The sequence below is a fragment of the Acidithiobacillus acidisediminis genome, from assembly GCF_023277115.1.
GTDB lineage: Bacteria > Pseudomonadota > Gammaproteobacteria > Acidithiobacillales > Acidithiobacillaceae > Igneacidithiobacillus > Igneacidithiobacillus acidisediminis.
On the sequence record NZ_JALQCS010000001.1, the window covers coordinates 1779183 to 1804269 of the forward strand.

The 25087-nt window shown below is 56.7% G+C and carries 26 protein-coding genes, 1 other RNA gene and 1 pseudogene; 12 read left to right on the forward strand and 16 right to left on the reverse strand.

Annotated features, from left to right (window positions below; all coding sequences use genetic code 11):
• Positions 1-4: 4 nt before the first annotated feature.
• The 11 genes from mutL to M5D89_RS09035 all read right to left on the reverse strand — a co-directional run bounded on the left by mutL (position 5) and on the right by M5D89_RS09035 (position 10042).
• The gene (mutL, locus tag M5D89_RS08985) at positions 5-1819 is read right to left on the reverse strand and encodes a DNA mismatch repair endonuclease MutL (protein ID WP_248885482.1); all 1815 of its coding nucleotides are present in this window, start codon (positions 1817-1819) and stop codon (positions 5-7) included.
• On the reverse strand, positions 1812-2294 hold the full coding sequence (tsaE, locus tag M5D89_RS08990; RefSeq protein WP_248885483.1) for a tRNA (adenosine(37)-N6)-threonylcarbamoyltransferase complex ATPase subunit type 1 TsaE: 483 nt from the start codon (positions 2292-2294) through the stop codon (positions 1812-1814). Before tsaE ends, mutL begins: the two co-directional genes overlap by 8 nt.
• Positions 2291-2752, reverse strand: a complete 462-nt coding sequence (locus M5D89_RS08995) for a CBS domain-containing protein (RefSeq protein WP_248885484.1) — start codon at positions 2750-2752, stop codon at positions 2291-2293. The genes tsaE and M5D89_RS08995 overlap by 4 nt, the downstream gene beginning before the upstream one ends.
• Positions 2749-4098 carry an adenosylmethionine--8-amino-7-oxononanoate transaminase gene (bioA, locus tag M5D89_RS09000; RefSeq protein ID WP_248885485.1) on the reverse strand — a complete coding sequence of 450 codons (1350 nt, stop codon included), beginning with the start codon at positions 4096-4098 and terminating at the stop codon, positions 2749-2751. The genes M5D89_RS08995 and bioA overlap by 4 nt, the downstream gene beginning before the upstream one ends.
• On the reverse strand, positions 4095-4934 hold the full coding sequence (locus M5D89_RS09005; protein ID WP_248885486.1) for an NAD(P)H-hydrate dehydratase: 840 nt from the start codon (positions 4932-4934) through the stop codon (positions 4095-4097). Before M5D89_RS09005 ends, bioA begins: the two co-directional genes overlap by 4 nt.
• A 5-nt stretch (positions 4935-4939) precedes the next feature.
• Positions 4940-6157 (reverse strand): ammonium transporter, encoded by a 1218-nt coding sequence (locus M5D89_RS09010; RefSeq protein ID WP_248885487.1) that lies wholly within the window; start codon positions 6155-6157, stop codon positions 4940-4942.
• 44 nt (positions 6158-6201) lie between these two features.
• On the reverse strand, positions 6202-6804 hold the full coding sequence (recR, locus tag M5D89_RS09015) for a recombination mediator RecR (RefSeq protein WP_248885488.1): 603 nt from the start codon (positions 6802-6804) through the stop codon (positions 6202-6204).
• Between the two features lie 3 nt (positions 6805-6807).
• Complete coding sequence (locus tag M5D89_RS09020) at positions 6808-7134, reverse strand: YbaB/EbfC family nucleoid-associated protein (RefSeq protein WP_248885489.1); 327 nt, start codon at positions 7132-7134, stop codon at positions 6808-6810.
• A 14-nt stretch (positions 7135-7148) separates the two neighbouring features.
• Positions 7149-8759 carry a DNA polymerase III subunit gamma/tau gene (gene dnaX / locus M5D89_RS09025; RefSeq protein ID WP_248885490.1) on the reverse strand — a complete coding sequence of 537 codons (1611 nt, stop codon included), beginning with the start codon at positions 8757-8759 and terminating at the stop codon, positions 7149-7151.
• A gap of 23 nt (positions 8760-8782) precedes the next feature.
• Positions 8783-8879: signal recognition particle sRNA small type (ffs, locus tag M5D89_RS09030), an RNA gene on the reverse strand.
• 479 nt (positions 8880-9358) lie between these two features.
• Positions 9359-10042, reverse strand: coding sequence for a Crp/Fnr family transcriptional regulator (locus tag M5D89_RS09035; protein WP_248885491.1), 684 nt, complete (start codon positions 10040-10042; stop codon positions 9359-9361).
• Positions 10043-10200: 158 nt separating this feature from the next.
• On the opposite strand from M5D89_RS09035, the gene M5D89_RS09040 reads away from it, so the two are divergent.
• Together M5D89_RS09040 and M5D89_RS09045 are read left to right on the forward strand one after the other, a co-directional pair.
• Entirely contained in the window at positions 10201-10665 is a 465-nt protein-coding gene (locus M5D89_RS09040) for a globin domain-containing protein (RefSeq protein WP_248885492.1), read from the forward strand.
• A 64-nt stretch (positions 10666-10729) separates the two neighbouring features.
• Positions 10730-11716 (forward strand): 2Fe-2S iron-sulfur cluster-binding protein, encoded by a 987-nt coding sequence (locus tag M5D89_RS09045; RefSeq protein ID WP_248885493.1) that lies wholly within the window; start codon positions 10730-10732, stop codon positions 11714-11716.
• Between the two features lie 31 nt (positions 11717-11747).
• Here the strand turns inward: M5D89_RS09045 and M5D89_RS09050 are convergent, their stop codons facing one another.
• Positions 11748-11990 (reverse strand): thioredoxin family protein, encoded by a 243-nt coding sequence (locus tag M5D89_RS09050; protein ID WP_248885494.1) that lies wholly within the window; start codon positions 11988-11990, stop codon positions 11748-11750.
• 94 nt (positions 11991-12084) lie between these two features.
• Between M5D89_RS09050 and M5D89_RS09055 the strand changes: the two genes are divergently transcribed.
• The 5 genes and pseudogenes from M5D89_RS09055 to M5D89_RS09075 all read left to right on the forward strand — a co-directional run bounded on the left by M5D89_RS09055 (position 12085) and on the right by M5D89_RS09075 (position 15279).
• Positions 12085-12534 (forward strand): hemerythrin domain-containing protein, encoded by a 450-nt coding sequence (locus tag M5D89_RS09055; RefSeq protein ID WP_248885495.1) that lies wholly within the window; start codon positions 12085-12087, stop codon positions 12532-12534.
• A 5-nt stretch (positions 12535-12539) separates the two neighbouring features.
• Positions 12540-12986: a biotin/lipoyl attachment domain-containing protein gene (locus M5D89_RS09060; RefSeq protein ID WP_248885496.1), complete on the forward strand. Its 447-nt coding sequence runs from the start codon at positions 12540-12542 to the stop codon at positions 12984-12986.
• A gap of 2 nt (positions 12987-12988) precedes the next feature.
• The gene (locus M5D89_RS09065) at positions 12989-13906 is read left to right on the forward strand and encodes a DNA-3-methyladenine glycosylase 2 (RefSeq protein WP_248885497.1); all 918 of its coding nucleotides are present in this window, start codon (positions 12989-12991) and stop codon (positions 13904-13906) included.
• Between the two features lie 85 nt (positions 13907-13991).
• Positions 13992-14234: a hypervirulence associated TUDOR domain-containing protein gene (locus tag M5D89_RS09070; protein ID WP_255789893.1), complete on the forward strand. Its 243-nt coding sequence runs from the start codon at positions 13992-13994 to the stop codon at positions 14232-14234.
• A 65-nt stretch (positions 14235-14299) separates the two neighbouring features.
• A pseudogene (locus M5D89_RS09075) lies at positions 14300-15279 on the forward strand (tellurite resistance/C4-dicarboxylate transporter family protein).
• A 93-nt stretch (positions 15280-15372) separates the two neighbouring features.
• On the opposite strand, the gene M5D89_RS09080 reads toward M5D89_RS09075, so the two are convergent.
• From M5D89_RS09080 to M5D89_RS09100, 4 genes are all read right to left on the reverse strand, one after another.
• On the reverse strand, positions 15373-16023 hold the full coding sequence (locus M5D89_RS09080; RefSeq protein ID WP_248885498.1) for a glutathione S-transferase family protein: 651 nt from the start codon (positions 16021-16023) through the stop codon (positions 15373-15375).
• Positions 16024-16061: 38 nt separating this feature from the next.
• A complete protein-coding gene (gene fdxA, locus M5D89_RS14440; protein WP_431307153.1) occupies positions 16062-16682 on the reverse strand; it encodes a ferredoxin FdxA in 621 nt (206 codons plus the stop codon).
• A 333-nt stretch (positions 16683-17015) separates the two neighbouring features.
• The gene (locus tag M5D89_RS09095; protein WP_248885499.1) at positions 17016-17192 is read right to left on the reverse strand and encodes a hypothetical protein; all 177 of its coding nucleotides are present in this window, start codon (positions 17190-17192) and stop codon (positions 17016-17018) included.
• Positions 17189-17719 carry a hemerythrin domain-containing protein gene (locus M5D89_RS09100; RefSeq protein ID WP_248885500.1) on the reverse strand — a complete coding sequence of 177 codons (531 nt, stop codon included), beginning with the start codon at positions 17717-17719 and terminating at the stop codon, positions 17189-17191. Before M5D89_RS09100 ends, M5D89_RS09095 begins: the two co-directional genes overlap by 4 nt.
• A gap of 316 nt (positions 17720-18035) precedes the next feature.
• Between M5D89_RS09100 and M5D89_RS09105 the strand changes: the two genes are divergently transcribed.
• The 5 genes from M5D89_RS09105 to M5D89_RS09125 are packed head-to-tail and all read left to right on the forward strand — an operon-like array spanning position 18036 to position 25046.
• Positions 18036-21818 carry a nitrate reductase subunit alpha gene (locus tag M5D89_RS09105; protein ID WP_248885501.1) on the forward strand — a complete coding sequence of 1261 codons (3783 nt, stop codon included), beginning with the start codon at positions 18036-18038 and terminating at the stop codon, positions 21816-21818.
• Positions 21815-23368 carry a nitrate reductase subunit beta gene (gene narH / locus M5D89_RS09110; RefSeq protein ID WP_248885502.1) on the forward strand — a complete coding sequence of 518 codons (1554 nt, stop codon included), beginning with the start codon at positions 21815-21817 and terminating at the stop codon, positions 23366-23368. Before M5D89_RS09105 ends, narH begins: the two co-directional genes overlap by 4 nt.
• A gap of 8 nt (positions 23369-23376) precedes the next feature.
• Positions 23377-23922 (forward strand): nitrate reductase molybdenum cofactor assembly chaperone, encoded by a 546-nt coding sequence (gene narJ / locus M5D89_RS09115; RefSeq protein ID WP_248885503.1) that lies wholly within the window; start codon positions 23377-23379, stop codon positions 23920-23922.
• Complete coding sequence (narI, locus tag M5D89_RS09120) at positions 23919-24617, forward strand: respiratory nitrate reductase subunit gamma (protein WP_248885504.1); 699 nt, start codon at positions 23919-23921, stop codon at positions 24615-24617. Before narJ ends, narI begins: the two co-directional genes overlap by 4 nt.
• A gap of 9 nt (positions 24618-24626) precedes the next feature.
• Entirely contained in the window at positions 24627-25046 is a 420-nt protein-coding gene (locus tag M5D89_RS09125; RefSeq protein WP_248885505.1) for a DUF302 domain-containing protein, read from the forward strand.
• Positions 25047-25087 lie beyond the last annotated feature (41 nt).

Consider the following 25087-nt stretch of genomic DNA (forward strand, 5'->3'; position numbering starts at 1 on the left):
TGACTCAACGTCCACGCAGAAACAGGCGATCTAGCTCGCCGAGATTCCACTGTACGATGGTGGGACGTCCATGATTGCACTGGGTATAGCGCGGTGTAGCCTCGAGTTGCCGCAGCAGGGCATTCATTTCTGCCAGGCTCAGGGAATGATGGTCCTTGATGGCGGCATGGCAAGCGAGCTCCGCGAGATGCTCATCTCCCCCTCCCGCTTGCCAGGCAGGCTCCGGAGCCAAGCAAGCGGCGATCAGGTCGACCAGGGCTGTACTCGGAAAACCCGGGGCACAGGCATGGATGCGGATACTCATTGGGCCGCTACGCGACCATTCCAGACCCGCCTCCCGCAGCAGTTCAGCCCTTTCCTCCAAACGCTCTGCCTGGGCGGGACTGAGTTCCACGCCAAAAGGCAGAAGCAGATTCTGCCGCTGCCCCATGGCGCGTTGCGCCTTGAAGCGTTCGTAGAGGATACGCTCATGGGCGGCGTGCTGATCAATCAAGAGCATACCCTCGACGTTTTCTGCGACAATGAAACGCTGATGAATCTGTCCGATCGCGCGGCCCAGAGGGTAGCCCTGCCACTCCGGTTCTGCTATCGGAAGCGAAGGCCTATCTAGCTGTTCCGGGGCAGCGTCCAGACGCTGTGCCAGGCTCGGCGCGACAAGCCCTTCCCAATAGGCAGTACCGCCTGCATCGCGCACTTGCCCGGGTTGAAAAGACGGTAGCCCAAGCTGGGCACCAGAAGGATGCGCAGCGCTCTGGCCCGAGCTCTGGCTTCTTCCTGCATCTGCCGGAAGAAAGCCCGGCGCGCGCGGACGCGATTGGTCCGCAAGGATACCCGCCAGGGTCTGGCGAACAAAATCGTGTACCTGCCGCGATTCCTGGAAACGCACTTCCGTCTTCGCCGGATGCACATTCACATCCAGCAGATCCGCAGGCAATTCCAGATAGCAAATGGCCACCGGCTGACGATCCTGAAACAAGACGTCGGCGTAGGCCGAACGCAGGGCATGACGCAAACTGTTGTCCTGTACGGCGCGACCATTGACAAAAAAGACCTGTTCGTCGGCGCGTGGACGGTTAAAACTCGGCAATCCGAGCCATCCCCAGAGCCGCCAGTCACCGAGATCCTGAGAAAAGCGCAGGGCATTGCGCAGAAAATCTTCCCCAAAGATGGCCGCCACCCGCGCATCCTGATCGCGTTCTGTCAGTGCCGCAGGATATTGCGCCAGTTGCCGCTTTCCCTGCTGCAGGCGGAGATCCACAGCGAAGGCAGCGAGGGCAAGCTGGCGCCATAGCTTCTGGATGCGCCCCAGCTCAGTGCTCGGCGACTTGAGAAATTTCCGCCGCGCCGGGACGTTGTAGAACAGATCTTCGACCCGCACCGTCGTACCCGGGGCCCGCGCTGCCGGGGCATCCTCTTCGAGGATACCTGCCGCGAGGCGCAGGCGCCGCGCCGCATTTGCGCCTGCAGAGCGACTGATAATCTCCAGACGCGCAACGGAAGCGATGGCAGGGAGTGCCTCTCCCCGAAAGCCGAAGCTCTGGATCTGCCCCAATTCGCGATCATCGTAGAGTTTACTGGTGGCGTGACGCGACAGGGCCAAGGGAAGATCCTCTGGCAGGATGCCACTGCCATCGTCCTGCACCTCGAGAACGTCGACCCCCGCCCCTTCCAGGAATACGTCGATGCGCTTGGCTCCCGCATCCAGACTGTTCTCGACCAGCTCTTTGAGCACCGAAGCAGGGCGCTCGACGACCTCGCCAGCGGCGATGCGATCAGCGAGCTGCGGGCTCATTACGCGGACCCGACGCGACTCAGTCATTGCCTACCTGCTTCTGCGGAACATTGGTCAAAGCCCGCAACCACGACTCTGCGCGTACACTCTGGGCCACGGCCTCCAGGCGGTGGGCACCGCTGGGCAATATCGACAGGCACAGCCGCAGGTCTGCGGCAGGTAGATAGTCGCCAGCGCGCTCCGGCCACTCTACCAGCCACAACGCCGGACGTTCCAGATAATCCCGGATGCCGATGTATTCCAGTTCCTCAGATTCCGCCAGACGATACAGATCGAAATGCAGTACGGTACCGGAGGGGGTCGCATATTCTTCCACCAAGGTGTAGGTTGGGCTGCGAACCACAGCCGGATACCCAAGAGCATGGATGAGGGCGCGCGCCACGGCGGTCTTGCCGGCACCCAGCTCTCCTTGGAGATAGATCACCCCTGGCAGGGGGGTACACTGCGCCAATTCCTGCGCCCAGCCCTCCGTCGTAGCAAGGTCGGGCAGCTGCCAAATCATGATGTGCTCAACAAGCCCCGCAGGATGTCCGAGCGGCTGATGATCCCCTGTAATCTGCCCTCGCCATCCACCACCGGTAGCGCATGCAAACGGTGCTCGAACATGCGATCCGCCACCTCATCCAGGCCTTCATCCGGATGCGCCAATTGTAGATGTCGTCGGGTAGCCAACCCTTTTGCATCCACCGCCGTCACCTTGCGCAGTTCTTCGGAGTATTCGTGCATTCCGGAGATGGGAATAACGCTATCCAAGATCGAGATCACCGTCGGTAAGTGAACCTGACGATGGGCATCGATGAGATCCCGTTCGGTAATGATGCCGCTGACCCGGCCCTCGGCGTCGAGCACGGGCAAGCTGTGATGCCCGGATGCAAGCATTTTGTTGCCCACTTCCTCGACACCATCGTTCTCTTGCACTGCCACTACAGAGGTGCTCATTAGCTCTCGGACCGTTTTCATACGCCAGTTTCCTTTGCCATGCTGTCGCGCAATACCCGCAGAATAAGGGCTATTTCCGCTGCTGTCACCGAGAGCGGGGGAACGATGACGATACTGTCACCCAACGGGCGCAAATAGACGCCTGCCTCCCGTGCCCGTCTACAGACCGCATATTCCCGTCGGGCGCCATAGGGATACGCCTTTTTCGTGCTGGGATCGCGCAGAGGAACAGCGGCCATCAAGCCAAACTGGCGGGGCATTGCAGAGAAAGACAAATCAGCGAAGTCCTGCAAGCCTTGGCGCAGCTTGGCGATGCGCTCGCTTGCCTGCGCCAGCAGGTCAGTCTCTTGGAAAAGAGCAAGATTTTCCAGCGCCACTGCGCAGGCCAGCGGGTTCGCGGTATAGGTGTGGCCGTAGTAAAACTGCTTCGCCTCGCCAAAGGGTGCGAGGAAGGCCTGGTAGATGTGCTCCTGCGCAAGGGTGGCAGCCAGGGGGAGGTAACCGCCGCTGATGCCTTTGCCCAGGGCGAGGAGATCCGGCTGGACAGCTTCCTGCTCACAGTAGAACAGGGTACCGCTACGGCCAAAGCCGCTCGCCACCTCGTCTACAATCAACAAGACCTCATAGCGCCGGCAGAGTGCTGCTGCGCCGGCCAACAGGCCGCGTGGGTACGGAAGAATTCCCGCCGCCCCCTGCACTCCACCCTCCAGGATCAAAGCGATGAACTGCGCAGAACGCGTGCGCAGGATGTCCTCCAGAGCCTGCAACCAGTTTGCGGTAGCGGCCTCGCTGTCGCCCTGCAATTGTTCTTGCAGCAGCCAGGGGCTGGGCAAGCGCTGCACGGGGAAATGCAGATGCCCATAGACCCCATGGAACAAAGGAAACCCCCCCAGGGAGCTCGCGCCCACGGTATCGCCGTGATAGGCATCGTCTACCGAAAGAAAGACGCGCTTTTCCGTCCTGCCCAGGTTCTGCCAATACTGGGACGCCATTTTGACGGCCACCTCGACGGCCTCGGCACCATCCTCGGAAAAAAACACTCGCTCCAAACCCGGTGGAGCGATCTCCGTCAACGCCTTCGCCAGCCGAATCGCCCCCGGATGACTGGCACCCAGCACCGTGCTGTGGGCTACGCGCTCCAACTGGGCACAGAGAGCTGCATCGAGACGGGGATGGCGATGCCCATGCACGTTGCACCACAGGCTGGCAATCGCATCCAAGGCCTTACGACCACGAATGTCATAAAGGTAGTTCCCTGCGGCTCGCTCGATGATCCAGGGATCGTCATCCCCCCAACACGACATCTGCGTAAAGGGATGCCAAAAATGCCGTTGATCCCACTCTCGCAGTTGCTCTTCTTCCGTCAATGTGTTCTCCACTGTTGTAAAACTTGCGGGATTTGGGCGATCAAGTCACGCGCCAGCAGACTCGCCTGGCCCAGCTCGGCCGCCGCCAGATCCCCCGCGCGGGCGTGAATACAAACGCCCAGACTGGCGGCTGCCAAAGCGGGCAAACCCTGCGCCCAAAGCCCTGCGATGAGGCCAGTAAGCACATCACCACTCCCCCCCGTGGCCATACCAGGGTTTCCCCAGGGGCAACGGCCAAGAAAGCTGCCATCGCTGAGCAGGGTGCCCTCCCCCTTCAAAATCCAGATACCAGAATAGCTTTGCACCAGCTGCGCAATGGCGGCACTGCGATCCGCCTGCACCTGTGCCGTAGACCAGTGCAGCAGACGGGCTGCCTCTCCCGGATGCGGGGTAAAGATGCGCTCTGTTGTGGCGCTTAAAATCCCCGGACCAAAGCGCGCCAAGATGTTGAGGGCGTCGGCATCCCAGACCTGGCGTTGGGACAATGTTGCTGCCTCGCGCACCAGATCGTGGGCGGCCAAGCCTTGCCCGAGGCCCGGACCAAGGGCCAGTATCGCTGGTTCGGGCACACGATTGATGAGCCGAGGCGGCCAATCCATCCAGGTGGCTTCCGGTACCAACGCCGCCAGATGGATCTGCGCGTCCGGATGGCCAATACCCGTCACCAATCCTGCACCGGCGCGATAGGCCGCCAGGGCGGCAAGACTCAGGGCACCCCCCATCTCAGGACTGCCCCCCAGCACATAGACATGGCCGAAACTGCCTTTGTGCCCTGCAGGTGGCCGGGGGGGAAGTGCGGGAAGGTTCTCCGGCAGAAGATCACAAGGCTTGGGCATGGTCCTCAGGCTTTTTGAATATCTTCCTCAGGATAGGCGCTGACATGATGAATTGCCAAATCGGGGCCGAGATATTCGTCCTCTTCATCCAAACGGATACCCACTATGCTGCGCAACAACCCATAGACCACGAGGCTACCGAGCATAGCGATGATCAGGCCCAGCGCCGTACCCAGGAGTTGCGAAACGATGCTGACGCCGCCTGCCCCACCCAAGGCGCGGAGGCCAAAAATGCCAACCGCTATTCCGCCCCAGGCACCACAGACGCCATGCAGGGGCCAGACACCCAGTACATCATCCAGACGCAGGCGATGCTGCACGAAAGTGAACAGGTAGACGAAGATCGCGCCGGCAATGGCACCAATCGCCAGCGCGCCGATGGGTTGCACGACATCGGAGCCGGCACAGATGGCCACCAAACCGGCCAGCGCACCGTTGTGCACGAAGCCCGGGTCTCCTTTTCCCAACGCCAGGGCAGCAAGCATTCCGCCCACCAGCGCCATCAGGGAGTTCAGCGCCACTAGCCCCTGCACCGCCTGAAGCTGCTGCGCACTCATCACATTAAAGCCAAACCAGCCGATAATCAGGATCCAGGAACCGAGGGCCAGAAACGGGATATTGGAGGGAGGCATCGGATGGATGCTACCGTCCCGGCCATAACGCCCGCGACGCGGTCCAAGCAGCCACACCGCCATCAGCGCCATCCAACCACCAACGGCATGGACAACGACGGAGCCGGCAAAATCATGGAAAGGAGCACCGAACTGCGTGGTGAACCAAGCCTGGATCCCATAATTTCCGTTCCAGACGATGCCTTCATAAAAGGGGTAGACCAAGCCTACCAGAAAGGCGGTCGCCACCAGTTGCGGCACGAATCGGGCGCGCTCGGCGATACCCCCGGAAATAATGGCAGGTACTGCTGCCGCGAAGGTCAGCAGAAAAAAGAAACGCACCATGGCAAAGCCCTGGTCGGTGCCCGTGAGCTGGTGCACGTTACCAAAAAAGCTGATGCCATAGGCAATGTGATAGCCAATAAAGAAGTACACAATGGTGGAAATGCCAAAGTCACTGATAATCTTGACCAATGCATTGACTTGGCTGCGGCGACGCACTGTTCCCAACTCCAGAAAGGCGAAGCCGCCGTGCATGGCGAAGACCAGAATGGCCCCCATCAGCAAAAAAAAGACATTATCCCCAGGCAGGGGCGCAGCTACCGTGTTCATGATCCAGTCTTCCTCGTTTCGTTCTTTTACACTGCGTTCTTGCTTTACGGGTCGAGGGCGCCGCGCCCCTGCACCGCGCGGCCCAGCGTGCTCCGATCCAGATATTCCAGCTCCCCACCCATGGGGATACCGCGGGCGATACGGGTTACCCGAATCCCTTCTGGCACCATAGCGGCGACGAATTGCGCTGTCGCCTCTCCTTCCAGGGTTGAGTTGGTGGCAAAGATCACCTCCGCCAAGGCAGGCTCGGCCAGGCGTCTTTCCAACAGGTCGAGATGCAAGGCATCGGGACCAATGCCATCCAGGGGCGACAGATGACCCATGAGCACGAAGTATTCTCCGCCATAGGCGCCGGAGTCTTCAATGGCGAGAAGATCCGCCGGCGACTCGACGACGCACAGCGTTCCACGATCTCGGCGCGCACTGCGGCACAGGCTGCACAGTTCTTCTTCGCAGAGATTGTTGCAGCGCGCACAGTGGCGCACGTTGCGATACGCCTGCTCCAGCGCCTGCCCCAATTGCGGCATTAATTCTCGCTTGCGCAAGAGTAGATCTAGGGCAATGCGCTGTGCCGAGCGCGGCCCAATGCCGGGCAGTCGGCGCAATAGCGCGACCACCTTGTCCAAGGATGGGGTGCTATCCGGCATGACTCAGAACGGCAAATTCAGCCCCGGAATATTCATGCCCCCGGTCACGGTAGCCAGGCGCTCCGAACTGGTCTTTTCCGCATTGCGCAGGGCATCATTGACCGCCGCCGCGACCAGATCCTCCAGCATTTCTTGGTCTCCATCGGCAAGCAGCGACGGATCGATGCGCACCCGACGCACGTCATTACGGCAGGTCATGGTCACCTCTACCAGATTCCCGCCCGCGTGACCCTGCACTTCCACATGCGCCAATTCTTCTTGCACCTGCTGCAAACGCTCCTGCATTTGCTGCGCCTGTTTCATGATGTTCCCCAAGCCACCTTTCATCATCGTCACATCCTCCGCTACGAATTACTGGCCAGCTGCGTAATCTCCAAGCGCAGCAACCGCGCCTGCAGGACCTCCTGAAACTCCTGTAAACGCGGGTCGGCGCGTGCCGCGATCTCAATCGCCGCCTGCCGCTCCTGCTCGCGCACGCTCGCCTCCTGGGCCAAGGTACCAGCAGCGCCGGCTGCAAGCACTGTCATCTTCAGCGCTGTCCTCTGTCCCCAAAATTGTTCCAGCGCCACCTTCAGGGCACTTTCCTCCTTGCGCAGGAGCGACTCGTAAGCAGCATCCAACGCCAGCTGCAAAAGCTTCTCATCACAATGCAGCGCACGGCTGTGGCGCAAAAACTCCTGCAAAGACGGACTCAAGTGTAGTTGAGGCAAGAGCTTTTCCCAGGCGTCCTGGGCTGTCTGCTCCGAGGTCTGTTGGGCTTGGGATGGTTTCTCTGGCGTTTCTCCGGTATCCGCAGCCTTCTGCGCTGGCGCAACCTTCTTTCCTGCCGAAGCCGTTGGGCTGCCCTCTTCTACCCCAGGATGCGTCGGGCCTTCCGGCAACAGGAACGAGAGAAGACGCAACAGAGCCATTTCGATGGCCATGCGTGGATTCGGATAGAGAGAAAAATCGCGTCGTGCAGACAGCAACAAATGATACCAGGATTGGAGAAGAATCGGCGGCTCTTTCTCGAGCTGTTGCTGTAGCTGCGCGCTGAGTTTTGCAGAGTGCTGCGGCAACCACTGCGCCAAGCTCAGTCGGTGCAATTCCTCGATAAGCGCATCCAGCAATGCTGCCGCATCTTGCCCCAGAGCTAACTGCTCCTCCAACAAGGCAAAGACCCGGGCGCTGTCTCGTACCAGCAAAGCCAGCAATAGATTCGCCGCCACATCCTCGGGACAGAGGCCGAGCATATTCGTAACGCCATCGAGATCTACCCGCCCGCCGCCCTGCGCGATCGCTTGGTCGGTCAAACTCAAGGCATCACGTAGACTCCCATCTGCCGCCTGCGCCAAGGCCTCCAGCGCCGCATCATCAAAAGCTACTTGCTCCGCAGAAAGAATCTGTTGCAGACGTTTGACGATCAAGGGAACGTCAAGGCGGCGCAAATGAAACTGCAGGCAGCGCGAGAGGATGGTGGCGGGGATTTTTTGCGGATCGGTTGTCGCCAGCAGAAACTTTACATGTTCCGGCGGCTCTTCCAGAGTTTTCAACAAGGCATTGAAACTGTGACTGGAAAGCATGTGCACTTCGTCAATCAGATACACCTTGTAGCGCCCAGAACTGGCCGCATAGGGAACATTGTCGAGGAGCTCGCGCGTCTCATCCACCCGGGTTCGGCTTGCGGCATCCACTTCCAAGAGATCGACAAATGTCCCCGCCGCAATGCTGCGACAGGCGCTGCATTCCCCGCAGGGGTGACTACTGACGCCTTGCTCACAATTCAGGCACTTCGCCAAGAGGCGCGCAAGTGTAGTCTTGCCGACGCCACGCGTCCCGGTAAACAGGAAGGCGTGGTGCAGGCGCCCCGAGTCCAAGGCATGGCACAGGGATTTGACGACCGTCTCCTGACCAACGAAATCCGCAAAAGACTGCGGACGCCAGCGCCTTGCCAAGGCTTGATAGGGGGTAGCCATCAGTTATGGAATAGGGAGGCGACGCCAACCAGCCACACCCCGGCACCTGGATCAGTAACTGCCGCTGCTCCCTTCCGGGCCTGACGGGGTTCATTACCTACCACTGCGAGGGGACCGATCTTTGTCGCCATAGTGAAAATAGAACTGCTAGAGCTGGCGGAGAGGGTGGGACACTCCGTTTTCAAAAGTATTTCCTTAATATTCAGCGTATTACATCAAACCACTGCTCGCTTTTTGTACCACATTTTTGTACTGGTCATCCACACCGAAGTTTGGAGCATAGGGCCTTTGCGAGAATGATTCAACCTCAGAGCATGCGCCCACCACCTTTGACCCCCACCCAATCCATCAATCACAGTTGATCCAAAGGGGAAGGCCAGACTCAGACGATGACTCCTGGGCAGCGTTAGCGGTCGTTCGGGCCGCCTTCTCCTTGTGAATTTATAGTGCGTAATTTAAGAACGACACAGATTGGTTTATTCAGGGAGGAGATTGATGTCTAGGACTCCGAATTCACATTTTTATGTTTTTTCCATGTGATTCATCTCACCGTGATCATGCCATTGCCTTGACCACGAAATGGTTCCGTTGCGACGGCATCAACTACAAGTCCAGCGCTGTAAGGAACTAGGATCGAGAATATGCAAGTTTCGCCCCTCGATAGTGATGATCCTTGCCTCCCGCAGTCGTCGCAGCACTCGGGACAAAGTTTCCGGTGTGATTCCAATGCGAGCGGCAACGGCAGCCTTTTTGGCCGGTAAGGAAACGCATCCCTGCCCGGTCTTCGCAGATTGGCCCAGCTCGAGCAAATACGAGGCCACCCTGGCATCTGCCGACTGCACACTACGTTGACGCAGTTCTTTCACCAAAAAATGTAAACGCATACTGAGTTGGGCGAGGATGCGACGCATGAGTTGGGGGTTGGCATCCAAGGTGGTAATTACCGGCGCAAAAGGAATCCGTAGTACGCGCACCGCCCCGCTGCAACGCGCCGAGACCGGGTAACGGCCACCCATGAAGGCCACACCCTCGGCAAAAAGGTCCCCAGCCTGCATGATTTCGACAATCTTTTCCTTGCCCTCGGCGCTACTGCTGACCAGTTCTACCACTCCCGATTCTAAAAAGAAGAAATCCGCCGCGGGACTTTGCTCGAGGAAAATAATCTCGCCCTCTTTCCATTCTTCCAGTTGGGTAGATGGCAGAAGCGCGCTGAGCAAAGCTGGCGGCCACGCACTAAAAATAGGCTGCTGGCGCAATAGATCATTAATATCAGGAAGTTTCATATCAACCCCAGCTAGATGGTGATTTCGAATCGCTCTATGGTACATCGTCTACCCTTCATCTGAAATTCTTGACGCAGATCAAGGACGGTCTGGCGCAGGCGGTGCAGACTCTTCCTTGCCGTTTAGGGCAAGACCATGCAGCATTTCAGGAGAGACTCATGACTATCGATATAGAATTGATCAAAAGCAGCGGTAAAGCCGTACAGGATTTAGGAGTGCAGGTCGCGCAGCATTTTTATGACACGATGTTCAGCCACTATCCCGAGGTTCGGAAGATGTTCCCCGGGGACATGACTGAACAGCGGGTGCGCCTCTTCAATTCCGTCATCCTCATCGCCAGTAACATCGACAACACCGACATGCTCGTACCCTACCTCAAAGATTTGGGGGTGGGACACATTCGCTACGATACCCGTCCCGAGCACTATCCCATCGTCGGCAAAAGTCTACTCCTGACCCTCAAGCACTTCTTGGGACCGGCTTGGACGACGGCCATGGCCGAATCCTGGATCGAAGCCTATAACCTTGCCTCAACTATCTGCATTCAGGCAGCCGCCGAGGCCATGGCCCCAGAGCGCTACGTGCCCTTGGTCCTGGACGACGTTCCTCCCATTACGCAGTAACTGATCTTCGCGCAACACGCAGCGTGCCGGGCCTTCGTCCGGCACGCTGCGACAGGAGTTTTCCATGGAACATGAGGTCATTCTGGAGCCCTCCGGGCACTGCTTGCAGGTACGGGAAGACCAATGCATTGTCGAGGCCGCCTTGGAACAGGGGGTGGCCATTCACTATGGCTGCGGTAATGGTTCCTGCGGCGACTGTAAGGGGCGGATCGTGGACGGCGAGGGTGTGCAACTCCCGTTCATGCCCCTGCTGCTCACGCCTGGGGAGCGGGCAGACAACCGAGCCATTCTCTGCAAATTACAACCACGTAGCGCCATGCGCATCGAGGCGCAGGTGGATGGCGCTGCCGAGCTGTGGACGGGGACGGTGACGACTCTCCAGCAGCTTGCCAGCACGGTGATGGAATTGCGGCTGCGCTGTGACCGCCCTTACCCTTTCCGCGCCGGCCAGTATGCCCGGATTGCCGTTCCCGACCAGCCGGGGCAGTGGCGTTCCTATTCCATGGCCAGCCACCCCTCTGCAGCCGAGCTGGTTTTTCACATTCGCGCCGTAGCCGGCGGTGCTTTTTCCCATTGGCTCTTCGCGCAAGCGAGAGTGGGAGACACGCTCCAGTTGGGCCCTGCCCAGGGGGAATTCACTCTGCAGCAGAACGAGGAGCGGCCTCTACTGCTCGTGGCTGCTGGTACCGGCCTCGCCCCTATCGAGGCGATCGTCCAAGAGCGGATGCGGTTACCTTGGACGACCCCGGTCGCCCTCTTTTTTGGCGTCCGGCGTGCGGCTGATCTCTATCATCTCGATGTTCTTCAGAACTTGGCAGACTCCTGGCCCAATTTACGTTTAGAGATCTGCTGCTCCGACCCCCATTTCACAGGTCCCGACGGACCCCGGCGACTCCTGCCCAGCGTGTCGGAGAATGGTCCGTGGTCCCAACACGAGGTCTATCTCTGCGGTAGCCCTGGCATGATCGAGGCGGCTGTGGATCTCCTGCTCTCGCACGGTATTGTCCATGAGCGCATCCACTTCGACAGTTTTGCGCCCAGCGCCGGCTGATCCTTGCAGTGCGGCGCCAGTACGCCCCAGCTCAACTATCCAGCAGTTGCAGGACTTGAGAGAGAGGTTGAACGCCCACGGTTTTCAGGGCCCCGTCGATGACGACAGCGGGCACCGTCTTGATTCGCAAACGGCTGACCACTTCGCGCCCGGTCTTGTCGGCCACGTCAAGAATTTCCAGATCCATGGCTCGTTTTTCGGCAGCTTCCTGCCAGATGGTTTCCGCCTGAGGGCAGACCGGACACCATTTGGACACCAGCAGTTGCACTTTCATTTCTTTCTCCCTCGAAAAGATCTTGGAAAGTAGTTTAAACTCCTCGGATATATTCATCCACTGATAATAGGCAGATTGCAAAGGAGTACCCGCCATGGCGCACGATATCGCTAAAATTTTGCAGCAAGACCACGAACGTCTCGATCGTCTCCTGGAGGACGCCGCCCAAGCGGTCAAAGACGAGCGTTGGGCGGACGCCGCCAAGACCTTGGAAACGTTCCGCCGGGGTATCGTCGACGGACACATGGCGGTGGAAGAGAGCCTGCTTTTCCCGGCCTTCGAGACTTGGGAAGGAGACCAGGACCATGCCCTCACGGCCTTACTACGAAAGGGGCATCGGGACCTGCAGGTATTTTTCAGCGAGATGGCCGACGCCATTGCTGCTCAAGACGCGGAGGAGTTTGACGATCTCTTGAGCACGGTGCAGACCATCCTCAAACAACACGACGCCAAGGAAGAGAGTGAGGTCTATCCCCACTTGGCCGCGGCGGTGGCAGATGGTGGAGAAGCTGCGGCCAAACGTCTAGTTGCCGGGCAGGAGTAAGAATCATGAGCGAATTCCGTGGCTGCGAATTACCGGAGGAACTCTTCTACGATCTCGATTATGTCTGGGTTCGTCCCGAAGGCGAGGGTATCTTCACCATCGGCGTGACTGATCCGGCCCAGACCATGTCTGGACGCCTGCAAAAAGCCCGCATCAAAAAGCTGGGCACCAAAATCGACGCAGGCCGCCATGTCGCCACCCTGGAGAGCGGCAAATGGGCGGGCGGCGTGCCCGTTCCCTTCGCGGGAGAGGTGGTGGACCGCAACGATGCCCTCATCACCGATCCTCACCTCATCAACATCGACCCCTACGGCGATGCCTGGATCGCCCGTATCCGCGCCGATGATCCAGAACATGCCCTGGATACGCTCCACACCGGCACCGAGGCCATCGAGGCCCTGCAGGCCTGGATTCAACGCTACGACGTCCAGTGCATGCGTTGTTCCGATTAATCATGGCCTATTTTACCCTCCATCCCAGCGCACCCTTTCGCCTCGACCTCACGGTCTGGGTGCTGCGCCGTCAGGCCCACAATGCCATAGACGTTTGGGATCAGGGTACCTACCGCCGCAGCTGGATCTATGGCGAGGAGCGCTTGGCGCTGCGGTTGTGGCAGACCCGTGGGCCGATGGATCCGGTTCTGGAAGCGGAAATCTACGCAGGTCCCGATGACGACCGTGCCATTGCCTGGGTCCGCGAGCGCCTCCAGTGGATTCTCGGGATCAATCGCGATCTGGCGCCCTTTTATGCCTTCGCAGCCAAAGATCCTCGCCTTGGGGCGCTCGTGGAGCACTACCGGGGATTTCGCCCGCCTCGTTTCGATTCCCTCTATGAGGGGCTGATCAATGCTATAGCCTGTCAGCAGCTGAGTCTGCAGGTGGGTATCCATTTGCTCAATCGTTTATGCAGGATCTGCGAAGGAGATAGCGGCGGCCTAGATCGAGCCCTTCCTTTCCCACCCCCGCAGCAGATCCTGAACTTGGCGCCGGAATTATTGCGTGACATCGGCTTCAGCCAGCAAAAAATACGGAGTGTACGCGCCGTAGCGGAAGCCGCCAGCGCCGGTGATTGGGACGAGCGGGCGTGGCCAGGCATGCCGGTAGAACAGATTAGGGAACGCTTACTATGGATTCGGGGAATCGGGCGCTGGTCCGTAGAATATGTGCTCCTGCGAGCTTTGGGTCAGCTCGAGATCTTCCCCGGCGACGACGTGGGGGGACGAAAAAGTCTCCTGCGCTGGCTCGGTGGCGACGCCACGGTCGTCGGTTATGAAGAGACGATTGCGCATCTCAAACCCTGGGCGCCTTTCGCTGGCATGGTGTATTTTTTTATGCTCCTGCGTCGCCTGGAAGAAGCAGGCCACATCACCTAGAATCCGAAATGCGCCAAAATCAGCGTGGAGTAGAACTTGAGAGGAAATATACCAAACAAAAATCGAGAAAGCCGCTGAGGAATTCATGGTGAAAAGTAGCCCACAATTCAATATTGGTGACCACGTGACCTGGAACTCGGAGGCTGGCTGGATGACTGGGAAAATCATCGCCATTCACGAAAGTGACTTCTCTGTACACGGGTATATCCACCACGCCACTCTCGACGCACCGCAATATGCCATACGTAGCGACAAAACCGCACACATCGCATATCACAAAGGGAGCGCGCTGCGTCTCTTGGAACCTGGCGGATGCCAGCCTACTTGAGAGCTTTTTCCCGACGGCTCGACCTTGCCGCCCAGGGTCTGGCGCCCGCGTACTTTGCCCTGGTCATGGCCACCGGTGTGTTGTCCTTGTCCAGCGATACCTTCGGTTTGCCGCTGTTGGCGCGATATCTTTTCGGACTCAATATTGTTTTTTATGCCGTCTTGTGGGTCCTTACCCTGTGGAGAAGTCTGTATTTCCCTCAGCGATTGTGGAATGATCTTCTGAACTATCAACGCGGCCCTGGCTTTTTCTCTATAGTGGCCGCATCTAGTGTGCTTGGTAGTCAGTGTATATTGTTGGTGCAGTATCGTGATATTGCTCTGGTGCTTTGGATTTTGGGTGCCGTGCTGTGGTTTCTCCTGAATTACGGTATTTTCACACTTTACACCATTCGGCTCGACAAACCTCGGCTAGAAAACGGCATCAGCGGAATTTGGTTGCTTGCGGTGGTGGCGGCACAGTCTCTGGCAGTACTGGCGTTGCAGTTGGATGGTTCGTGGAGTGCACTACATCGTCTGGAATATAATTTTGTTGCCTTATCCCTATGGCTTTGGGGAGGTATGTTATATATTTGGATTATGGTTCTTATTTTTTACAGATACATTTTTTTCGCTTTCATGCAGAAGATCTCGCTCCGCCGTATTGGATCAACATGGGTGCCATGGCTATTTCTACTTTGGCTGGATCATTGCTCATAGAGCAAGGGACGAGCGCCCCTTATCTTCATTCTCTACTTCCTTTCCTCAGGGGATTTACCATTTTTTATTGGGCTGCTGGAAGCTGGTGGATTCCCTTACTCATTGCTCTGGAGATCTGGCGCTACGGCCATCAAGGTCTCCATTTCCGTTACGATCCCCAATATTGGGGTATGGTGTTCCCCCTCGGTATGTACAGTCTTGCAACCTATAACATGGCAAAGAGTATGGTGCTGCCGTTCTTGCTGCCGATTGCCGACATCTTTTTCGCTTTGGCGCTGGCTGCTTGGATATTCATCTTTGTCAGTATGCTACGAAGTTCCACTTCGTCAACTATATTTGCTAACTAAGTTCCATGGAAAAAGATCCATAATCAGCATGATAGACCACGTTATTGAGTCCGTGCTAAAATAGTGTATAGTTACCTATATGGCACACACACTCTAGTAGCGCATACCAGTCTCACTGGATCGCGGATGCAAGCTCGTCTTGGCCGAAGGGCGCCATGAAATTTCTGTCCGCCAATTTCGAAGCGTATTCAGGTCCTCTGGAATACCGAGGCCGACGCCATCCCCAAAATCTACTGCGGTATACAGCACGATATCCGCTACGGTAAATCGTTGCGGTACGATCGTGCTGCGTTCAGTCATTACCGAATCCAACCAACGCATACCGTCGTGCATCAGTTTCACGAGACTAGGCACACATTCAGGAAGAACAACCATACGTTCTTGGTACATGGACAAGCCCTTGCCATAATGAAAGGCGGCATAGAGAGGCTCGGTAATGCGCCGTTCCACCCGCCGTTGCCACATTCGTGTTTCGGCCCGCTCTTGCGCTGTGCTACCAATGAGCGCTGGCTCCGGATGAATTTCTTCCAGGTACTGAAAAATCGCACCGCTTTCTGCCAGCCAGAAGCCGTCATCCAATTCGAGCACCGGAACCTGGCCAGAAGGATTGCGAGCTACAAACTCAGGCTCGCGATTTTCGCCCTTATCGATATCCAGATCACGCATAGGAATACTCATCCCTTTTTCTAGCATAAACATGCGTACTGCGCGCGGGTTGGGGCGTGCACCGTGATATAAGAGCATAGTTAACCTCCGATGTCTTGCAGATAGTAACAAAAACCTCAGTGCCAGAAGCTCAGATAGAAGCGTGTTGGCCCCAGAATCTCCACGCGGTGGGGCACATCGGGCGGGATCCAGACCGATTCATCGGCGCAGAGCACCCAATGACGCCCGCTTCCATCTTCAAGGCAATAGCGCAACTTTCCGTCGACGACGGTGAGTCGTCCCCAGACCCCGGCTTTGACGCGGTGGTTGTGTTGCAGCCCCTTGGGTGCAGTAGACTCCGTGAACTCGGGTGTACGCTCGTGTTCTTGCATGGGAGCTTCAGGTTCCGGCAGCGAATCTTTCTTGTCGGCACCGCCCAAATCCAGATAGGCTCTTTTTTGCGTAATATGTCGCCAGCGTTCCGCCTCCAGTAGAGCGGCCCTTTTTTGGATGATCACCGGCCACACTGCGGCGAGTTCGGCATTGAGTTCCAAGTATGCTTCACTCCCTTCAGGCAAATCTACATCACGAAAGATGGCATCAACTGGGCACTCTGCTACACAAAGGGTGCAATCGATGCATTCGCGAGGGTCGATCACCAAAAAATTAGGCCCCTCATGAAAGCAATCGACCGGACAAACCGTAACGCAATCGGTATATTTGCATTGAATGCAAGACTCGGTAACAACGTGGGTCATATGTTCCCCCCTGTGCCACGTAAATCAAGCGGCCAATGATCCCAGAGACTGAATACAAAATTGGTAATCCAGGGCGCGGCTATGATCCAGGCAAGTAGCAGATGACCCATGAGGCATGCACCGCAACCGCGCCAAGGGGCAATGCCAAGAACGACCGTAGCGCTCGCCGCCAACAGGAAGTCGCCATCGAATAAAGCATTGAGTCCATCGTGCAAACGCGATTCAGACCGGCCACGTAGTGGGTGGCGAAAAGTGCGACGATATTCTTCCGTGAACAGAAAAATACACCGCAGATGTACCCGCCCACGTTTTGCGCCCAACAGCCACAACTACTCACCCAGCAAAAGCAGGCTGCAGCCAAACCATCCGCCGTATGCCAAGATAAAGCACCCCGCCACCCATGGCAAAAGCGAACCCAGAGAGTAGCTGAAAAGTAACGGTAAAACGACGCCCAGCAAGGAAAAACCATACCCATAGAGGACGTCGATTCGCCTCCATACAGGCCTTCATGAACTGCCATCCTCTTCACGCCGTCGCAGTATCATGGTCCTACCCAAGGCGTTGGCAGAATCTGGATCCAAGATTTGCCTGGCCAGGGGAAAAATTTCTCCGTCCTCCAAGGCGATATGGGCGCGGTTCATGATGACGAAGGGCTCGAGACGTAACGCTCGGGGCTTTTCCGTAACGATGAGATCATTCAGATCCTCTGAAAGATTCTGCCAGGCGGTTTCCAGTTGGCGGTGCTGATCCACAAGATTGCGCAAGGGGGCACGTAAGGCTCCTGGAAAATCCGGCCGTGCCAAAAGCCAGGGGAAAAGTCCCAGTTCCTCATCGGCGTGGTGGGCTGGGCCGGCCAAGCTAAAATAGCGCAGGATGCGTGTGATGGCTGTTTGCAGATCGCTGTCCACCCCATGCTTTTCGAGATGCTTAGGCATCCGCTGCAGGGTATCGCAGTGCTTCTCTATGCGCCGGTGACAGGCCAACAAGAGTCCTACCGGATCATCAAAGGATGGTGCGGGCGTATCCAGCAAATCCATGGTCTGACTCCTTCAAGCACATTGATATCTTGGCTGCAGCTGCCATTGATGGTGTTTTTCGACATCGACACGCCCTGGTGACTCCTAAGTGTTCATCCGCTTCCACTTTTCGCCAGGATAGCGCGTCGCACGGATGGTTGCCTTGATTTCCGTCAAGAAACCTCCGTTCACCAAGGACGCATTGGTGCAGTATCACCACACGGCGATTAGCATAGTCTATACTGAGCACAGTAGTGAGGATCAAGAAGCGGATGGCGCGGGTCGGGCCCAGCCTGTCCTGCGTGCTTTAGTGATGCCGTAAAATCGGAGGTAGTCGATGAGTCACCTATTGGATCGCTTGAAGTTCTTGGTGCGGGACAAAGAAGGCTTTGCCGACGGCCACGGTATAAAACTGCGCGACGACCGCCAATGGGAGGATGCTTATCGTCATCGTTGGCGCTATGACAAGATCGTGCGCACCACCCACGGGGTCAACTGCACCGGTGGGTGCAGCTGGAATGTTCACGTCAAAAATGGCCTGGTGGTGTTTGAGATGCAGGCCCACGACTATCCCGAAACGCGCCCAGACCTTCCCAATCACGAGCCTCGTGGGTGTCAAAGAGGTGCCAGCTTTTCTTGGTACCTCTACAGTCCGCACCGCATCAAATATCCCATGGTGCGCGGGCGGTTGCTTGAGCTTTATCGTGCCGAGAAAGCGCTGGGTAAAGATCCGGTAGAGGCCTGGCGGGCGATTCAAGAGGATCCACGCAAGCGGAGTAGCTATGTTGCCGTACGCGGTCTGGGGGGGTTCGTTCGCAGCTCCTGGGACGAAGTCAATGAGATTATTGCTGCCGCCAACATTTATACCATCCTGCAGTACGGTCCGGATCGCATTGCCGGATTTTCCGTTATTCCTGCCATGTCCATGATCAGTTATGCCTCGGGCGCCCGTTACCTTTCCCTCATCGGTGGCGTGCCGTTGAGCTTCTACGACTGGTATTGCGACCTGCCGCCCTCCTCGCCCCAGGTCTGGGGAGAGCAGACGGATGTGCCGGAATCGGCCGACTGGTTCAACTCCACCTATATCATCGTGGCCGGCACCAATATCCCGGCCACGCGCACCCCAGATGCGCACTTTTATTCTGAAGTTCGCTACAAGGGGACCAAGGTGGTTGCCATGGCCCCCGATTATGCTGAATACGTCAAGTTTGCCGATGAATGGTTGCCCGTCCGGGCCGGTACCGATGCGGCATTCTTTTTGGCTATGGGGCATGTCGTTTTGCAGGAGTTCTATATCCAAAAAGATGTACCCTACTTCATGGACTACGCTCGCCGTTTCACGGATCTACCCATGCAGGTAATGCTTCGGGCTCTGCCGGACGGACGCCATGCGAGTGACCGGTTTCTGCGTGCGAGCGATTTTACGGACCAGCTGGGACAAGACTCCAATCCAGACTGGAAAACCGTCATTTTCGACGAGCTAAGCCATAATTACCGTTGTCCAAATGGATCGATAGGATTCCGTTGGGATGAGGCTGAAGGCAACTGGAACCTGCTGCAAGAGGATGCCAGCAGCCATACGCCTATTGTCGCCGAACTCTCGGCTCTAGGGAAACCCGACGCTGAACTTGTAACTATGGTTTTCCCGCACTATGGCAAACGCGGCGAGGACACTCCTATCTTGATGGAACGCAAAGTTTGTGCGCGGCGCCTGCAGACAACCCAGGGCGAATCTCTCGTCTGCTCTGTTTTTGATTTGTTACTGGCTCAGTATGGTGTGCGCCGACCTGGCGTAGAAATAGTGCAGGAGGATGATCGGGTTGCGGACTATACGGACCCTGACCATTGCTTTACCCCGGCTTGGCAAGAGACCATCACAGGAATATCCCCGGACGTGTGCGTGCGTATTGCCCGAGAGTTCGCGCAAAATGCTGTAGCCACGCAAGGTCGTTCCATGGTGATAGTGGGAGCGGGTACCAATCATTGGTATCACAACGACATGAACTATCGCTCTATCATCAACTTGGTACATCTTTGCGGTTGCGTTGGGCAAAGTGGTGGCGGGTGGGCACATTATGTCGGACAAGAGGCTCTCCGGCCCCAAGCAGGGTGGCTTTCCCTGGCTTTTGCCAGCGACTGGCACCCCCACGCGCGTCAAGCCGCCGGAACGAGCTATTGGTATCTTCACACGGATCAATGGCGCTACGAGCGTGTCCATCCAGAACAGCTCCTGCAGCCGGCTGCCAAGGCCAGCTATCGAGGCCGCACGCTCGCGGACTACAATGTCGTCGCCGAGCGAATGGGTTGGTTGCCTGCGGCACCGCACTTTGATCGTAATCCCCTGGAGATTCTGGCGGACCTGGAACGGGAGGGACATTCTACGAACGCGGAAGCCACCGAGGCCGTTGTCACGGCCTTGCAAAGCGGTGAGCTACGATTCGCGAGCGAGGATATCGACCACCCCAATAATTGGCCACGCAATCTTTTCGTGTGGCGCAACAACCTGATTGGCACCAATGCCAAGGGACACGAGTATTTCCTCAAACACTTGCTAGGTGCGGAGAATGCCGTGTTGGGACAGGACGATGCAGGCTCTGCCAGTCAAGAGATCCGATGGCGTGAGCGCGCGCCCATAGGCAAGCTGGACCTCATGGTCGACATCAACTTTCGCCTGAACAGCACTGGCGCTTACTCTGACATCATCTTGCCTACGGCTACTTGGTACGAGAAGAACGATCTCAACACCACCGACATGCATCCCTTCATCCACCCCTTGGGGGCAGCGGTGGACCCGGGGTGGGAAAGTCGCAGCGATTGGCAGATTTTTCGGCATATTGCGCAGCAGTTCTCCCAACTTGCCCAAAAGCACCTGGGTACCCGGAAAGATCTTTTGGCGCTAGCTCTACTGCACGATAGCCCCGACGAGCTAGGCCAGGCCATAGGCGTGGACGACTGGAAAAAGAATGGCTCTCGCCCAGTTCCGGGGCGGAATTGCCCGCGCTTGGAGATCGTCACCCGAGATTACCCCCAAATCTATCAGCAATACTGCAGTATAGGGCCGCGTCTGCAAAGCTCGGGCAACGGTGCCAAAGGCGAGCATTGGGAAGCGGGACAGGAAATAGAGGAGTTGCTGCACATCAACGGTGCCTTTCCAAACGAGTCTAATGAAGGCGCGCAACGTCCCTCTCTCAGCGCCGATATCCACGCCTGCGATATGGTGTTACATCTCTCTCCCGAAACCAACGGCGAGGTTGCCCATAAAGCCTGGTGTTCGCTGGAGAAGAAAACGGGCCTCAAGCTCGCGCAGCTGGCTGCTGACCGGCGTGGCGAGAAATTTCACTTCCACGATCTTCAGGTACAGCCTCGGAAAGTCATTTCCTCGCCCACGTGGAGCGGACTAATGTCTGAGGAAGTCAGTTACAGTGCAGGATACATCAACGTGCATAATGCCGTTCCCTACCGAACTTTGACAGGGCGCGGCCAATTTTACCTGGACCATGAATGGTTTCTGGATTTTGGTGAGGGACTGTGTACTTACCGCCCACCGCTACCCACTCTAGCGGTTCACGGTTTACCTGAACGCTTCGATACCACGAATGGCCTCGTGTTGCGGTTCCTCACCCCTCACGACAAATGGGGCATTCACAGTACCTATCATGATGATCTACGCATGCTTCACCTCTCCCGAGGTGGCCCACATATCTGGATTAGCGAAAGAGACGCGGAAAGCCTGGGGATTGCCGATAACGACTGGCTCGAAGGGATCAACGAAAATGGTGCGTTGATGGCCCGCGCGGTGGTCAGCCAAAGGATTCCCGAAGGTGTGGCCATCATGTACCACCAGCAGGAAAACACCATCAACGTCCCGGGCTCTCCGAGCACGGGCAAACGTGGTGGTATCAACAACAGCGCCACTCGCGTCATCGTCAAACCTACCCATATGGTTGGGGGCTATGCCCAGCTGGCCTGGACATTGAACTATTACGGCCCCGTAGGTAGTCAGCGCGATTCGGAAATCCTCATCCGCAAGGTGAGTGACGCACAAATTCACTGGCTGGAAGCGCCCCTATCGGCACGGGACGAGGCCAATCTTAGACAGGCCGTGGAGGATTCTCAGTGAAAGTTCGCGCGCAATTTGCTCTGGTTTTTAATCTCGACAAGTGTATCGGCTGTCATACCTGTTCCGTAACCTGCAAGAATACCTGGACCAACCGTCGCGGCACTGAATACATCTGGTTCAATAATGTCGAAACCAAACCCGGCATAGGCTACCCCAAAAACTGGGAACATCAGGATCACTGGCACGGCGGCTGGGTACGCAAGAACGGCAGGTTGCAGTTGAAACAGGGCGGACGCCTCTGGGAGTTGATGACCATATTCGCTAATCCGCACCTTCCCGAAATTCTCGACTACTACGAGCCGTTTTCTTTCAATTATAGCCATCTAGTCGACAGCCCACTTGTGGAAACGGCCCCTGTGGCCCGACCCGTATCCCTGGTGAGTGGACGCACACTAGACAAGATCGACTGGAGCGCCAACTGGGAAGACCAACTGGGCGGAACGTATAAAACCCGCTCAGTAGATTACAACCTGCGGGATGTGCCCGATAGCGAACTGCTTGGCGAATTCGAAAAAACCTTTTTTTTCTATCTCCCGCGCATGTGCAACCATTGCCTTAATCCGGCTTGCGTAGCCGCATGCCCGTCTGGAGCGATCTATAAGCGAGAAGAAGACGGCATTGTGCTTATTGATCAGGATCGTTGTCGGGGATGGCGTATGTGCATTTCCGCCTGCCCCTACAAGAAAGTGTATTTTAATTGGGAGTCTGGTAAGTCGGAAAAGTGTATTGCGTGTTACCCTCGAGTAGAGTCTGGCCTACCGACTATCTGTTCCGACACATGCGTCGGCCGTATCCGCTATAACGGCATCATGCTGTACGATGCGGACCGTATTGCCGAGTACGCCAACACCGAAAACCTCGAAGACCTTTATGAAGCACAGATCCAGATCTTCCTGGATCCACACGATCCAGAAGTTATAGCCCAGGCTCGCTTGGATGGCGTTCCCGATTCATGGATCGACGCAGCTCAACGATCGCCAATTTATAAAATGGCCGTGGACTGGAAAATAGCACTTCCCCTGCACCCAGAATTTCGCACCTTGCCCATGGTTTGGTACGTTCCGCCACTGTCGCCCATGGGCCGCGAGATTCATCCCAAGCGCATACCGCAAAGCGCGGAGGAGGTGCTTCCTCGATTGGAATCGTTACGGATTCCCATCGACTATCTGGCCAGCCTCTTCACCGCAGGCAAGCGTGAGCCAGTACTCGCGGCGTTGACCAAACTGATCGCGATGCGTGCTTATCAACGCGGTCTGCATGTGGACAAGCGCGCTAATCTAGACGTGTTAGCCGGCGCGGGTCTCGATGCTGCTACGGCGCAGGATATGTATCGCTACCTAGCCCTTGCCCATTACCAAGATCGTTTTGTCATTCCCACGAGCCATCAGGAAACCATGATGGACGATCCCTACGATTTCCAGGGGCAGAATGGTTTTGTCTTCGGTAACGATAGCAGCACCGGTATCAGTGGGGCTGAGATTTTCCCCAAGCGCCGCAAGGAGAGCCCCGGCGCAAACGTGCAACCTCTACACTTCCGTCCTTATCGATAGAAACCAACATGATTCGCCAACCTCTGTTTCACATCCTCGCCCTGCTGTTGGACTATCCGGACGACGCGCTACGCGCCGCCCTTCCGGAACTCCACACGGACCTGCTTGCAGAAGTCCGTCTGCACTCATCTGAGAGAAGCACGGTACTACAGCATCTCGACTGGATGGAGATGCAAGAGCCGCTTGCACTGGAGGCGAAATATGTCGAGACCTTCGATTGGACTCCAAGCTGCGACTTGCATTTGAGCACGCATCTTCTACCAGAAGACGACCGCGGTCGAGGATCTGTGCTATTACGCTTACTGGAGCACTATTCGGCGCACGGTTGGATCCCCAGTAATCACTGTCTGCCAGATTACCTGCCAGTGATTCTGGACTTTGCCGCCACACTCACCACGGAGGAGAGTCGCGTCTTTCTGGCGGGCGCGCAGGAGTCGATCTCCATTCTTGAGCAAAATCTGCGCAGCGTTCACAGTCCATATGCAGAGCTGGTGGCGACAATCCTTCCGTATGCGCAACTCGTTGACAAGCTTCGAGCAGGAGTGGAGACATGATCTGGTCTTGGAATTATTTTTTCTTTGGCGTCTACCCTTTCATTGCCGGGACGACATTCCTTGTCGGATCGGCAATCCGTTATGAGCGAGAGCAGTACGGTTGGTCAAGTTTCTCCAGCCAGATCCTTGCATCAAAACGCTACATGATGTGGGCAAGCAATCTCTGGCATGTCGGTATTCTCACCCTCTTTCTTGGCCATTTTACAGGGTTTCTCACTAACATTCTCGAGTGGTTAGGGGCTGATCCCGTCGAACACCAGTGGATTGCCGCTAGTGCTGGAATCACCGCAGGTGTGCTTGCCATGATCGGGGGGCTCATGCTCCTGCTTCGGCGGCTTCTCGATCCCAAAGTCCGGTATGCTAGCCGCTTTATGGATATTTTTATTCTCGTGTGGTTGTTGATTACCCTGAGCTTTGGGCTGGGTACCCAGTTTGTCAGCGTCCCGGACGCGGTATCGGGACATGTTCAGAACATGCAGATCCTGATCCAGTATGTGCGGAGCATAGCGACATTCCAGCCAGATCCCGCTCTCATTCGCACTATTCCCATTATTTATAAGATCCATATGTTTTGTGGAATGACCGTTTTTTTGCTTTTTCCTTTTAGTAGACTGGTACATATCTGGACTGTACCGCTAAATTATGCCATCCGCCCTTATCAGCTGGTACGGGCTAAGATTCGGTCAGTGATATAGGGGGTGGATATGCACGTCAGCGATATACCTGGATTGCGCCAATGGCAACGTGCGATCGCGCCGGCTACAGTTTTGAGCCGTGCGGAAGCTCAGCTAGTGGAAGCAGGTTTTACCCTCTTCGATCGCATTGATCACGCGCAGGCGGCGAAATCTGCCGGCCTGTTTCTGCCCTTTTGCGTAGTGTTGATTTTTGGTCGGCCCAGCGGCGGTACCGAACTCATGCGCGTTGCTCCTACGCTCGCCATCGATTTGCCAAGCAAAATGCTCATCTACGAATGTGAGTCCAATATATCGTTGGTAGCGGTGACGGAACTGGCATACACCGCCCAACGCCACGGTCTCCGGAGCGACCGGTACCTAGCCGAGGTCCGTGCTTTTGATCATGAAGTCAGCACCATCGTTACCAATATCCTGATGGATACAAACTGATCCAATAGACGTGATAGTCAAAAAATCCCGGAGGACGATTT

Bases quoted from the DNA above. Each gene is read 5' to 3' on its own strand.
- M5D89_RS09055 (WP_248885495.1), top strand. From the start codon at position 12,085: ATGGCGCACGATATCGCTAAAATTTTGCAGCAAGACCACGAACGTCTC.
- M5D89_RS09105 (WP_248885501.1), top strand. From the start codon at position 18,036: ATGAGTCACCTATTGGATCGCTTGAAGTTCTTGGTGCGGGACAAAGAA.
- narJ (WP_248885503.1), top strand. From the start codon at position 23,377: ATGATTCGCCAACCTCTGTTTCACATCCTCGCCCTGCTGTTGGACTAT.
- M5D89_RS09040 (WP_248885492.1), top strand. From the start codon at position 10,201: ATGACTATCGATATAGAATTGATCAAAAGCAGCGGTAAAGCCGTACAG.
- M5D89_RS09035 (WP_248885491.1), bottom strand. From the start codon at position 10,042: ATGAAACTTCCTGATATTAATGATCTATTGCGCCAGCAGCCTATTTTT.
- M5D89_RS09020 (WP_248885489.1), bottom strand. From the start codon at position 7,134: ATGATGAAAGGTGGCTTGGGGAACATCATGAAACAGGCGCAGCAAATG.
- M5D89_RS09050 (WP_248885494.1), bottom strand. From the start codon at position 11,990: ATGAAAGTGCAACTGCTGGTGTCCAAATGGTGTCCGGTCTGCCCTCAG.
- tsaE (WP_248885483.1), bottom strand. From the start codon at position 2,294: ATGATTTGGCAGCTGCCCGACCTTGCTACGACGGAGGGCTGGGCGCAG.
- M5D89_RS09010 (WP_248885487.1), bottom strand. From the start codon at position 6,157: ATGAACACGGTAGCTGCGCCCCTGCCTGGGGATAATGTCTTTTTTTTG.
- M5D89_RS09005 (WP_248885486.1), bottom strand. From the start codon at position 4,934: ATGCCCAAGCCTTGTGATCTTCTGCCGGAGAACCTTCCCGCACTTCCC.
- M5D89_RS08995 (WP_248885484.1), bottom strand. From the start codon at position 2,752: ATGAAAACGGTCCGAGAGCTAATGAGCACCTCTGTAGTGGCAGTGCAA.
- M5D89_RS09095 (WP_248885499.1), bottom strand. From the start codon at position 17,192: ATGAAGGCCTGTATGGAGGCGAATCGACGTCCTCTATGGGTATGGTTT.
- M5D89_RS09100 (WP_248885500.1), bottom strand. From the start codon at position 17,719: ATGGATTTGCTGGATACGCCCGCACCATCCTTTGATGATCCGGTAGGA.
- M5D89_RS09065 (WP_248885497.1), top strand. From the start codon at position 12,989: ATGGCCTATTTTACCCTCCATCCCAGCGCACCCTTTCGCCTCGACCTC.
- fdxA (WP_431307153.1), bottom strand. From the start codon at position 16,682: ATGACCCACGTTGTTACCGAGTCTTGCATTCAATGCAAATATACCGAT.
- M5D89_RS09125 (WP_248885505.1), top strand. From the start codon at position 24,627: ATGCACGTCAGCGATATACCTGGATTGCGCCAATGGCAACGTGCGATC.
- M5D89_RS09080 (WP_248885498.1), bottom strand. From the start codon at position 16,023: ATGCTCTTATATCACGGTGCACGCCCCAACCCGCGCGCAGTACGCATG.
- narI (WP_248885504.1), top strand. From the start codon at position 23,919: ATGATCTGGTCTTGGAATTATTTTTTCTTTGGCGTCTACCCTTTCATT.
- M5D89_RS09060 (WP_248885496.1), top strand. From the start codon at position 12,540: ATGAGCGAATTCCGTGGCTGCGAATTACCGGAGGAACTCTTCTACGAT.
- mutL (WP_248885482.1), bottom strand. From the start codon at position 1,819: ATGACTGAGTCGCGTCGGGTCCGCGTAATGAGCCCGCAGCTCGCTGAT.
- M5D89_RS09070 (WP_255789893.1), top strand. From the start codon at position 13,992: ATGGTGAAAAGTAGCCCACAATTCAATATTGGTGACCACGTGACCTGG.
- dnaX (WP_248885490.1), bottom strand. From the start codon at position 8,759: ATGGCTACCCCCTATCAAGCCTTGGCAAGGCGCTGGCGTCCGCAGTCT.
- recR (WP_248885488.1), bottom strand. From the start codon at position 6,804: ATGCCGGATAGCACCCCATCCTTGGACAAGGTGGTCGCGCTATTGCGC.
- M5D89_RS09045 (WP_248885493.1), top strand. From the start codon at position 10,730: ATGGAACATGAGGTCATTCTGGAGCCCTCCGGGCACTGCTTGCAGGTA.